9 protein-coding genes are annotated in these 11,272 nt (G+C 53.6%); 1 reads left to right on the top strand and 8 read right to left on the bottom strand.

Features of this window, described 5'->3' with window-relative positions; genetic code table 11:
• The 4 genes from RQ738_RS01535 to RQ738_RS01520 form a co-directional block, all read right to left on the bottom strand.
• Positions 1 to 2,901 (bottom strand): PEP/pyruvate-binding domain-containing protein, encoded by a 2,901-nt coding sequence (locus RQ738_RS01535; RefSeq protein ID WP_314161618.1) that lies wholly within the window; start codon positions 2,899 to 2,901, stop codon positions 1 to 3.
• Positions 2,902 to 3,176: 275 nt separating this feature from the next.
• On the bottom strand, positions 3,177 to 4,439 hold the full coding sequence (locus tag RQ738_RS01530) for a HAMP domain-containing sensor histidine kinase (protein ID WP_314161617.1): 1,263 nt from the start codon (positions 4,437 to 4,439) through the stop codon (positions 3,177 to 3,179).
• A complete protein-coding gene (locus RQ738_RS01525) occupies positions 4,423 to 5,109 on the bottom strand; it encodes a response regulator transcription factor (protein ID WP_314161616.1) in 687 nt (228 codons plus the stop codon). The genes RQ738_RS01530 and RQ738_RS01525 overlap by 17 nt, the downstream gene beginning before the upstream one ends.
• 15 nt (positions 5,110 to 5,124) lie before the next feature.
• Positions 5,125 to 6,900 (bottom strand): SulP family inorganic anion transporter, encoded by a 1,776-nt coding sequence (locus RQ738_RS01520; RefSeq protein WP_314161615.1) that lies wholly within the window; start codon positions 6,898 to 6,900, stop codon positions 5,125 to 5,127.
• 190 nt (positions 6,901 to 7,090) lie between these two features.
• Between RQ738_RS01520 and RQ738_RS01515 the strand changes: the two genes are divergently transcribed.
• Positions 7,091 to 7,612, top strand: a complete 522-nt coding sequence (locus tag RQ738_RS01515) for a GNAT family N-acetyltransferase (RefSeq protein ID WP_314161614.1) — start codon at positions 7,091 to 7,093, stop codon at positions 7,610 to 7,612.
• A gap of 4 nt (positions 7,613 to 7,616) precedes the next feature.
• Here RQ738_RS01515 and RQ738_RS01510 read toward each other — a convergent pair whose 3' ends face one another.
• From RQ738_RS01510 to ectB, 4 genes are all read right to left on the bottom strand, one after another.
• A complete protein-coding gene (locus RQ738_RS01510; RefSeq protein WP_314161613.1) occupies positions 7,617 to 9,059 on the bottom strand; it encodes an aspartate kinase in 1,443 nt (480 codons plus the stop codon).
• The gene (locus RQ738_RS01505; protein WP_314161612.1) at positions 9,060 to 9,383 is read right to left on the bottom strand and encodes a TraR/DksA family transcriptional regulator; all 324 of its coding nucleotides are present in this window, start codon (positions 9,381 to 9,383) and stop codon (positions 9,060 to 9,062) included.
• Positions 9,384 to 9,464: 81 nt separating this feature from the next.
• Positions 9,465 to 9,869, bottom strand: coding sequence for an ectoine synthase (locus tag RQ738_RS01500; protein ID WP_314161611.1), 405 nt, complete (start codon positions 9,867 to 9,869; stop codon positions 9,465 to 9,467).
• Positions 9,870 to 9,921: 52 nt separating this feature from the next.
• Positions 9,922 to 11,229, bottom strand: a complete 1,308-nt coding sequence (gene ectB / locus RQ738_RS01495; RefSeq protein ID WP_314161610.1) for a diaminobutyrate--2-oxoglutarate transaminase — start codon at positions 11,227 to 11,229, stop codon at positions 9,922 to 9,924.
• Positions 11,230 to 11,272: the final 43 nt, after the last annotated feature.

The following is an 11,272-nucleotide window of genomic DNA, read 5'->3' as shown; positions in this document are numbered from 1 at the left end:
TCACTCCCGTGGAATCCCATCAAGTCTGACCTGCTGGCCGGCCGTTGCTCGCAACCCGCTGTCCAGGGCGTGCAAATAGCGGTTTTGTCTGGCACGACGATTCGCAAGGTAAGGCCGCGCCTGGAACAGGACCAATTGATCATCATGAAACCCAAACTCAATATCCAGCGCGGCGGGCTCACCCGCTGCATCCGGCATGGGGTAACGCGCTGGCAGGGTTTCAGCCAGCTCGCGCAGGCGCTGAAGGTTATCCTTTGATAACACCTGTGGGTTAGCGGACACCGGCACATAGCTCACGCCACCGCTGTCACTGAGGACCCGGCGCAGTGGTGCCGTCGCCTCTGCCAGTAGCTGCACGTCACCACTGGCGAGGTGCAGCCGCAACTCCTCGGCCGCCTCGCCCTGCACTGCACCGCCCACGCCTTCGCTGACCGCGATCGTTACCCAGCCCGGCTCATTATTGCTGGCATCTGTTGTTACCATGACGCCGGATTTCTCCACCGCCACACTCGGCATTAACAACACGGAGACATAGATATGTTCTGGTTGTAACATTCGCTGTTGCCGCCAGGCAAAGGCGCGTTTCGTAAAGGCGGATGCCCATACCTGCTTTATCGCGGTTAGCAGTTCTTCAAAACCTTTTACATTGGGTACAGTGCGATTCAGGCCCGCCCCGCTAAAACCCGGCAAGTCTTCCATATTGGTATCACTGCGGACAAACAGCGTGAAATCCGTATCGCTACCCAGTTGCTGCCGCAAAGCCGCGCGCAGTTGACGACGAAACTCCCCGCCAGGCTCCTGCGCCATGATCCATGCCTGCACCTGCTGCAGGAAAATATCACGTTCACGTTCAAGCTCGACACCCGAGAGACTACGCAGTTGTCGATAGCGGTTCTGTATCCAGTTGAACGCACTTTGCTGACCCTCTGATACAGGCTGCTGCAAGAAAGCATGGAACACACCAAAGGGAAGCACAATGCCGGCGGGCACATTCTCGGGGAAATGCTGCCGCAGTTCGCCGAGGTTGGCCGCCTTCGGCCCGGCGAGCCGGCCGGCATCCCGGGCACGCAGCTGGTCAAGGCTCAGCAACGCCGTGAATGACAAATCCAGCCTGCTCAGTTCAGGCACTAATTTGTCGTCTGCCGCCGGCCTTGACTCACCCAGAATCGCTTGCCACTGCGGGCCATCCTCGGCGAGGACCACGCGCCCCCCTGGACTCACCGCCATGACGATATTACGGTTGGCCTGCGCCTGCAGCACCGGCAATAAGTGCTGTTGAATAAGGACATTCGGTATCCCCAGGTTACGCGCCAGGATTTGCACATGTGACAGGGCATTGCCCTCACCCAGGGTCAGGATGCCGGCCACCGGCGGCAATTCCGCCGTGGTCTCGGGTAATACATAAATGCCATCTTCTAGCAGCGGCAGCTGCGCTCCGGTGGTATCTGCAATTCGCAGAAGACCGCGGGCAAGACCGGGATTCAGCATGCGTACGCCGCTACCGGTGGTGGTATTGAAGATCCGGTGCGCCAGGCCGGCAAGCCTGTCGGCATCGATCAGGAGACCATCAAGAATGGCGGAATAATGCAGTACCGGACCGCTGCGTAACTGATCGGGGATAAAGTGTTTTACCTTCGTTTCGATAACCGCCAGCCGCTGAACCGCCAGAGAAAAATGAAACTGGTAGCCGCCTTCCACCCATTGGGGCGCACGGGCCAGGTAACGCAAATTCTGGCGCAGTTCGGCCAGGCCTACCTCATCGGCCGCCATGCCTTCCAGTGCCGAGCGCATCTCCTGCCATTGGCGCTGACTCAGTTCACCCGTACCGTACATGGCCATGGCAAGGTGCCCGAGGCTGTCCAGGCGTTGCCGGCGCGACATTGCCCCAAGCTGGGTGCGCAACTCGGAGCCTGCCGTAAACACCTGCTGCTCGAGGGCAAGGCTTGCATCCAGCAGATCCAGCCACTGCCCTGACGTGCTCAGGTGACCTGTCTCTTCCCGTAGCAAGCGTAATAGCCGGGCCGCTGTCTGCAAACGTACTGATGGGGTGGCCTGATTGAAGACAGCGTTCGCGCGGCGCAACGCACCAGCGACAGGTCGATCGGATAACGACTGTGCAACAGCGGCCAGCCGGGCTTCGAGCAGTTCATGCCGATATGCGTTATCAATAGCAGCGGCCAGTCGCTCATAGTCCGGTCGAAATCTGCGAGGGGCGTTTTGCAGGTACTGACGTATGCGTTCGGCATCAGCGGCATCGGGTTGCGCGTGCAGTTTATTGCGCAGTTTTTCAAAGCCGGGGTCCTGCTCGCCCAGACGCGTGGACAAATGCCGGACCCTGGCGATATCCGTATCGGCTTCATTGTGCACGAGCAGTTTGGCGGCCACGCGCAATAGCAAAAAGTCACGCTGACGAGTCTGGCCAGCCCGGGCGAGCGCCGTTAGCAAGCGCCGCGCGGCGGCAACTTCATCTTCCACTTGCAGCGCGCCGCGATAATACCGTGCACCACGGAAGATCCAGCCATCGTCAGCAGCCATGAGATAGCGTTCCAGCAAGACCTGGCGTAACTGTACGTGGCCGCTGGCCGAAGCGACCAGTTCATTGATATCCAGTGCCGCCAACACGTTACCGACATAAAAACCGGCATCGCGCAGCACGCGTGTCTGTTCATTCCATTCACCATGCTGGATGCCGCCACCGTGCCCGGCACAGGCACCCGCCACCGGGGGCAGTATTGAACCATCCTTGCAATACCAGCGAATCCGCTTGAAGGGGCCCTTTGGTGAGGTCTTGAAGGCTTTAATCCATTGCGAAAATTCGGGATTCTCAGTCGGTGCGGCCGGTTCAGCTGCATTTACTGTCAGTGGCACGAATAACAACAACAGGAATGCAGGAAGACTCATTAATGCGCTTACGTATCGAAGCATGTATATAGCAACTTTGGCCGGGCTGATTTGACATCGGGACGGATTTTTAACGCTGCCTGGTATTTACAGCCAGGGCTTGAGCCACATGGCATCAGGACAGCATGCCTGCTTATAATTAGCATATATTTTAGACAGGGAATCTACGGGAAATTACCAGCGCCGCGACTCTGAAGACGTTAAAGGTCTTTTTTTCTATTATACGCAGTGTAGTGGCCGATGCAGGCACAGCGTTCCAAACCCACCGTCAGCATTCACCTGAGGGTCGGAAACGATAACAGAATCTGTGTGCCATAGCCCTCACGGCTATCTATGTCGATACGCCAGCCAAAGCGCTGGCAGATGCGCTTCACCAGCGACAGCCCAATACCTTCGTTGCCGGTCGCACCTGTATAATAACGATCGAAAACTCTCTGGATATGTTCCCTGGATATACCGATGCCGGTGTCCTTTATCGAGACCCCTTTTGCTTCCAGACAGATCTGCACCCGCCCCTGATCAGTGAAGGCAATGGCATTTCGAACAAGATTGGCAAGAACCACTCGCAGCAAGACACATTCAACCGGCAAAATGGTTTGTGCCTGGATATCAAGCTCGAGAACAACGTCTTTATGGCGCAGCAAGTACTGGTGACTTTCCACTACCTGTTGCAGGACTTCTGCCACCGAACAACCCGGACCCGAAACCTCGTCATTGCCTTCACGGGCTAACAGCAACAGTGCCGTGACCAGTTCAGCCATCTCGCGTGCAGCGCGAGCAATCCGTTCGAGCCGTACACGCCGGGCTTCATCCAGCTCAGGGTCATCCAGCAATGTTTCGGTAGCACCCTCGATCACCGCCAGGGGAGTACGTAACTCATGACTGACATCGGCCGTGAAGGCCTGTTCACGTTCAATAAAAGCAGCCAGTCGCTCTAGATAGGCATCGAACTCACATGCCAGAGTGCCTACCTCGTCACTGGGGAAATCTCCAGCCAAAGGCGCATGATGATCCTCAGGACGCAACCCGGCGACACGCGTGGCCAATGCCCCTACCGGGGCGATGACCCGTCCTGCCAGCCAGAGACCGAGTAATGCCGATAACAGGGTCATTATCAGTACGCCGATACCAAGGAAAAATTTAAACTGGCTTTCGCGCTTCTGAATCTGTCTGGCGTCGTACAAAATGATGAAACGCCGTTCATCGCTTACTCGAACTTCGGCATAATAATCCTTGTCCGCCAATTGCACTTGCTGGAGGCCGGGTTGTAGTTCCCGTAGTTCGGGAGGTATGTTTGTTGTCTCAGGCAGAATCACATGGGTTTTGATCGTGGTACTGGCTGGTGGAAGCGTACTCGAATCGATTTCATAGCGCATAATGTAATCTTCGAGTTCCGTCGACAGTGTTTCAGCGATGAGATGCTCTTCCAGATCAATCGTCAGCACATACAGGACTGCAGCCAGTCCCAGGCTCACCACCATGCCTAACAGGGAAAATGCCAGGGTAATGCGATAATAAAGGCTAGTCCTGAATCTCATCGACTGCCACTATTTGATAACCAATACCGTGCACCGTGCGCAACAGGGCATTGTTAAAAGGTCTGTCGATGGCTGCACGCAAGACAGAGATGTGTGCACGCAAGACATCGCTCTCGGGACGGATGTTACCCCAGATACGCCGTTCAATTTCACGCCGTGGGACGACGCGCGGAGACTGGCGCATCAACAGCGCCAGAATTTTCAGCGGGATCGGCGGCAATGATATTACTGTGCCGCCCCTTTCGACCCGCAAGGTGCGGGGGTCATAGACCAGGTCTCCGACCCGTAGCGATTCGTGGGAATGTTCACCTCGCGCCCGTTTCACCAGGGCCTGCAGACGAACATCGAGTTCCTGCATGGCGAAGGGCTTCACCAGGTAGTCATCGGTGCCCCTTGCGAATCCCTCCAGCTTGTCATCCAGCGTGTCACGGGCAGTGAGCATTAATACGGGAGTATCAAGCCCGGCATCGCGTAAACGGCTGCACACTTCACCGCCGTCCATATCAGGTAACATCAAATCCAGGACGATGGCGTCGTAATCGTTGTCATGCGCGAAACGCAATCCGCTACGGGCATCGTAAGCGGCATCCACCACATAGCCACGCGGCTCGAGACAATCATAGAGATTGGCCACCAGATCAGGATTATCCTCAATAACCAGAATATACATGCTCGCAGTCTACCATTAGTTCTCCACTTTCCTGATAGTTGCGCACTCCCGGAAAATCCGTGCCGAGCAGGTACTGCAGATGGATTTATCCAGTTTCTGAAAGATCGCTGTAATCGCTACCTTCTTGGAGTGGAAGACATTTCTATCCCCGATATTGTCTATACACTCGCATTGTTCCAGTGAATCCCACAAGCCCTGTTTGACACCGACCAGGTAGAGGTCACCGCCAAGGGCCTTACGTCGCTTTGCTTCCTTGACCAGCGCCTCGCCACCAACCAGGTCGGCGAAGTTAATCCCCTCGGCAACAACCGCCAGGTGCTTCTGCTCAGGGTAATTGGCAGCGAAACGGGCGAAGGCATCTTCAACATGATTGACCGAACCGAAAAATAATGAGCCATCGATACGCAGGAAGCGCAATTGCGGACACTGAGGTATATCCGAGGCGCTGGAAAAGGCGTGTTTTGGTAGTCGTGGGTCAGGGACGCGGGTCACGATGCGCGGTTTGGAGACCCGCTCAAGATACAGGATCAGGGAAAGAATAACGCCGGCAAAGATAGCGAACTCCAGTTCCAGAAACAGTGCCCCGAATAAGGTAATTGCCATGATCGACGTCTCGCGACGGCTACCCTTGAGGATGTGGCAAATCTCCTTGAAATCAATAAGCCCCCATGCGACCAGAAACAGGATCCCGGCCATGGCCGCATCCGGAAGCCAGGCTGCCAGGGGGGCGACCAGCAGAACTACCATCATCAGCAGAAGGCCGGCAAATACGGCTGCCAGCGGTGTCTTCGCCCCGGCCTGGTAATTCAGGCCGCTGCGGTTGAATGAACCGGTCGCGACATAGCCGGAAAAAAAACTGCCTGCGATGTTAGATAAGCCCTGACCGATGAACTCCTGGTTACCATTGATACGCTGCCCACTACGAGCCCCCAGAGAACGGCCTATGGATACGGCCTCGGTCAGGGCAAACAGGGTCACGGCCAGGGCCGTGGGCGCCAGGTTCCTGATGGTCTCCAGCGAAAAGTCCGGCGACGATAATGGCGGCAAGGTGCTCGGTAACGTGCCGACCGTGGCAATGGCCGTCGTCTCCGCACCCCATATCGTATTGAGCAGCATCGCCGTCAGGCTGCCCACCAGCATCGCAATAATCAGATATGGCAGTCTCGGATACCAGCGTTTGATCGCGATGCCAGATAGTAATGTGAGCAACGCTACGGTTGTCACATAAGGATTGATGTTTGGAATTTGTTGCACAAACTCGATCAGAATGTCATGCACGTGACCACCACGTGGAATCGGGACGCCAAAAAAGTTATTGATTTGCTTGCTGGCGATCAGTATTGCGGCACCGGCGGTGAAGCCTACAATAACCGAATGGGAGATAAAATTAACCAACGCCCCCAGGCGAACTGCCCCCAGGATGACCTCGATGATACCCACCATGAAGGTCAGGGTCAGCGCCAGGGTGACGTAACCGGCCGTGCCCGGTTCGGCATACATACTCAGTGCCGAAAACAACACGATGGATGCCGCCGTTGTCGGGCCGGAGACCAGGTGCCATGAGGAGCCGAACAGCGCCGCAATCACGGCCGGCACCATGCCTGCATACAGGCCATATTCCGGCGGCATACCTGCAATCGTGGCGAAGGCCACACCTTGTGGCAGCACCACAATAGCGCCGCTCAGTCCGGCCAGGAAATCACTGCGTAACGTGCCGGGATTCACCCGCGGCCACCAAAGCAAAAAAGGAAACAACTTCATAAAACGACCGTGCATGACATTTTTAATCATAAGTAACCTGTAAAGAACACACATTTTTCAACATCACCACGCCAAACGGCATGATATTTCGGCAGTAGCCTACCTTTATATATGTCAAGACTTCGTTAAGGCGACATGATTTTTCTCTATGCGCGATAGGCACAGTTTGTCTATGGTTTTGCACCATCAGAGACTGGGTGATTTTGTTAAGATTACTGCAATGACGTCACTGAATATTCACATCCGCCCCGCCGGCCATGCTGACCTTGAAGCGATCAATCGCATTATCGAGGCGGCAGTGTTCACATGGGAACTGCCCGAGCGGGTCAAGCGACTGTCGCTATCCAGTTACCTGTATACCGATATGGACCTTGAACACCTTGAGGTAGTCGTTGCAGAGAGCCAGCAACAAGGGATTCTGGGCGTGGCCGCCTGGGAGCAGGCGAATAGCAGCGATACCCCGGCCGGGCAGACTGCATTACTTTTGCATGGTCTCTATGTAGACCCGGCCTTCAAGAGGTGGGGCATCGGCCGACAGCTATTCAGTGAGTTTGCAGTCGCCGCCCGCCGCCACGGCTGTAGCGGCTTGCTGGTCAGGGCGCAGTCAGGAGCCAACGGTTTTTTCATTTCGCAGGGCATGAGCAGGTTGGCACCTGCAGATAGCGGCCGCGACTACGCCAATCGTTTCTGGAAGAAACTCGAGCAGCATGATTCTCGACGATCATCCCGGCCAGGTAATTAACTGGCTATGAGGCGGCGCATATTGCCTTCCCATGGTCATGAACCTCTACCAGACAGCTATGCAGGCTTCTAATAGACTCCTCATAATCATCTTCATTGATAATGAATTGCATATCTACCTGGCGCATCGACTGATGCATGGCCAGAACGCTTATCTTGCTACCGGCCAGCGCACCCACCGCCTTGGCGAGAATGCCTGGCACTTGCATGTCACTGCCAATCGCTGAAACAATCGCCACTTTTTGCTGATTGAGCTCGGCCTCGGGAAAAGTTTCCTCAAGCGCACGCCGGATCCGCTTAACGGTTTTGAGACTGGTGGACAAGTAATGCGTGATCGTATTGGCATTGATATCCTTGGCAATAATATTCGCCTTGAAGCGTCTTATCACCGCGAGAATCTCCCGGTCATACTGGTCGATATTACCGGCCATGTCCTGGTCAAACAGCTCCAGGGCATATTCGCCCTTACTGCCGGCAATGATCTCTACGCAGGGAGTGTTACTGACATAATCACGGGTAATCAATGTGCCGCTATGCTCTGGCTCAAACGTGTTCTTCACCCGCAAATGTATGTTATTGCGGCGCAGGCCCTTGGCGGCCTTCGGATGTATCGCTTCCATACCAAGATTAGCGAGCTGATCTGCGACATCATAGTTGGTGCGCCCGATAGGCACTGCATTGTCTTCACCGACTATCCTGGGATCCGCACTACTTAAATGGAATTCCTTGTGGATGACCGCTTCCCTGGCCTCACTTAATACCGCAATTCGACTGAATGTCATCTCGCTGTAACCGCGGTCAAAACGCGACATCAGGCCCTCTTCACTATGTGCATAACCAGTAACAATCGGCAGCTCGCTGCTCAGGTCAATATCCTTGAAAGCAGACTGGATGCGTTCATCGAGGGTGATATGCTGGGCAGAGCGCCAGCCTGTCAAGTCAATGAAGCAGGCATTAACGCCGTCACGCTTGAGTAATTCCGCGGTATTCCACGCACTGTGTGCTTCACCAATACTGGCCAGCATTTCCCTGACAGTCTCCAGATGGGACTCCAGGGAGAAATGTCCATGCTGACAAAGGTGCTGGAGATCGGTCAGGCATCTTTCCGCATCATCCAGCCGCTCGCCAATAAAGACGTTTGCCTTTTCAAGCAAATCGCCTTTTATAAAGAGCGCTTCATTTATGCTTTGCATAGACTGCCTTGTCGACAACAGCATTTTCTTCCAGCTGTCATCATTAACGCTATTCGCAAACAAGGCGAAGGCGCCAGGCCGACCTGTTTTTTTGTGCTCTAACAATTGATCGGTAATACCGCCATAAGCGGAAACAACGAATACCCTTTGGTAGAGACCGTCATCATGCGCTGGCTTGAATATAATGTTGTCGCGCACAGCAGCGTAGTCACTCATTGATGTGCCACCAATTTTTTCTACACTATGAGAGCTCATTCAGAATTCCTCTTGTTTTGCTTCAGCACAAGTCACGCACAGGCGGGTTTCCGGTACGGCCTTGAGTCTGGGCAGGGCTATTTCGCAGCCACAATGCTCACAATAACCGGCGTCTTCACTGTCAAGCCAGCCAAGGTTATGCTCAAGACGTTTCTTTTCGGCACGGGCGCTCTGGATGACGGTGGTTTCTACCGCAGCCGAGATCGTTATATCCAGGCTTGCGGCCTGATCACCGGCCTGTTCCTGTATGTTTTCTGAAACCGGATTGTGTTCTTGCAGCTGAGTCTCCAAAACCGTAATACGATTCCGGATTTGTTCTTTCAACGATTTAATGTCCTTATCCTTCATACCTTGAAACCCAACAGACCCTTGACAAACATCCCGGGTCTTTACCATTCAAAAAAATCAATCCGTTACAGCTTCCGCATCGAGCTCATAAGCTCCTTCGGCATTGTGCACTTCCTTGCCGCTAAGTGGCGGATTGAACACACATGCCATTTTCATTTCCTTAAAGGCACGCAAAATATGTTTGTCGTGCTTATCAAGGATATACAGTGTGCCCGGTGTAACAGGATACTTTTTGCCATCTTCTATGGTTTCCACCTCACCTTCGCCGGACATGCAGTAAACTGACTCGAGATGGTTTTGATAATGCATCCGGAAGTCTGCACCTTCATATATCGTTGTTATATGGAAGGAAAAACCCATATTGTCATCCTTTAACAAGAGACGGGTACTTTCCCAGTTTTTCTCCGGGGAGACAACACGCCGCGCGCCTTTCTCTGCTTCCTGTAACTGTCTAACTATCATGATACTGACCTTCTTTTATAACGAGTAATCCATTTTCCTTGAAAACAAGCGATTAGCTTATTGCCTGCTCCTGGTCGAAGTAATCCTTTTCTTCCGGGATGGAGTCTTCCCTGGCGCAAACTTCCTTAATCGCCTGCTCGACAATATCAAGACCTCTTTTCAGGTTCTCATCACTAATCACAAGTGGGCAGAGGAATTTAACCACATGGTCTTCAGCACCACTGGTTTCGATAATCAATCCCTGCTGGAAGCACTTGTGCGTAATTCGCCCGGCCAGATCACCGTTTACGCAATTAATGCCCTGGAACATACCGCGTCCGCGAGAAGAGAAATTACCTTCTCCATACTTTTCGATAATGGCCTCGAGACGCCCGGAGACATATTCGCCTTTGCGCTTGATCTCTTTCGAGAACTTGTCGTCTGACCAGTAATGATCAATCGCGGCCTTGGCCGTAACAAATGCAAAGTTGTTTCCCCGGAAGGTGCCGTTATGCTCACCGGGCTTCCAGTAATCCAGCTCCGGACGAAACAGAACCACCGCAAATGGCAGACCATAACCACCCAGTGATTTGGACAGTGTAACGATATCAGGATAAATACCGGCTTCTTCAAAACTGAAGTAAGTACCCGTGCGGCCACAGCCCGCCTGAATATCGTCAACAATCAGCAAGACATCATGTTTTTTACAAACCTGATGCAGGTTCTTTATCCACTCGATACTCGCGGCATTAATCCCGCCTTCACCCTGGACGGTTTCGACGATCACGGCGGCAGGCAAATCTATACCGCTACTCGAATCTGATAATACCTTGTCCAGATAAGCGGTAGTGTCAATATCATCACCCAGATAGCCATCGAATGGCATCCGACTGGTACCGTTGAGGCTAACGCCAGCAGCCCCACGGTGATGTGAATTACCTGTCGCGGCCAATGAGCCGAGGCTGACGCCATGGAAACCGTTCGTAAAGGAGACGACATTCTCTCGTCCGGTAATATTCCTGGCCAGCTTCAGTGCAGCCTCGACCGCATTCGTCCCGGTAGGACCGGTAAACTGCATCACGTAATCCAGGTTGCGGGGCTTCAGTATTTTTTCACTAAAGGCTTCAAGAAATTCACCTTTGGCCTTTGTATGCAAATCAAGACCGTGCGTAATCCCGTCTGCATGGATGTATTCCAGCAGCTTTTCCTTGAATATCGGGTTGTTATGCCCGTAGTTCAGCGTCCCGGCACCGGCAAGGAAATCGAGGTATTGATTGCCTTCCTCGTCATAGAGAAACTCGCCTTGTGCCTTGTTGAAAATACGCGGAAATGAACGCGCATAACTCTGTACTTCCGATTCGATCTCGTCAAAAATTTTCATTACTTTTCTCCTGTTCTGACCTGTTAAGGCAGAAATATCTAAA

The organism is Sulfuriflexus sp. (assembly GCF_032250955.1).
GTDB lineage: Bacteria > Pseudomonadota > Gammaproteobacteria > AKS1 > AKS1 > Sulfuriflexus.
Note: the sequence above shows the minus strand (reverse complement) of the source record. Positions and strands in the feature narration are given on the sequence as shown.

What these genes read in the sequence shown, in the direction of transcription:
- RQ738_RS01535 (WP_314161618.1), bottom strand. Translation starts at nt 2,901, where the DNA reads ATGAGTCTTCCTGCATTCCTGTTGTTGTTATTCGTGCCACTGACAGTA.
- RQ738_RS01510 (WP_314161613.1), bottom strand. Translation starts at nt 9,059, where the DNA reads ATGAGCTCTCATAGTGTAGAAAAAATTGGTGGCACATCAATGAGTGAC.
- RQ738_RS01525 (WP_314161616.1), bottom strand. Translation starts at nt 5,109, where the DNA reads ATGTATATTCTGGTTATTGAGGATAATCCTGATCTGGTGGCCAATCTC.
- ectB (WP_314161610.1), bottom strand. Translation starts at nt 11,229, where the DNA reads ATGAAAATTTTTGACGAGATCGAATCGGAAGTACAGAGTTATGCGCGT.
- RQ738_RS01520 (WP_314161615.1), bottom strand. Translation starts at nt 6,900, where the DNA reads ATGATTAAAAATGTCATGCACGGTCGTTTTATGAAGTTGTTTCCTTTT.
- RQ738_RS01515 (WP_314161614.1), top strand. Translation starts at nt 7,091, where the DNA reads ATGACGTCACTGAATATTCACATCCGCCCCGCCGGCCATGCTGACCTT.
- RQ738_RS01500 (WP_314161611.1), bottom strand. Translation starts at nt 9,869, where the DNA reads ATGATAGTTAGACAGTTACAGGAAGCAGAGAAAGGCGCGCGGCGTGTT.
- RQ738_RS01530 (WP_314161617.1), bottom strand. Translation starts at nt 4,439, where the DNA reads ATGAGATTCAGGACTAGCCTTTATTATCGCATTACCCTGGCATTTTCC.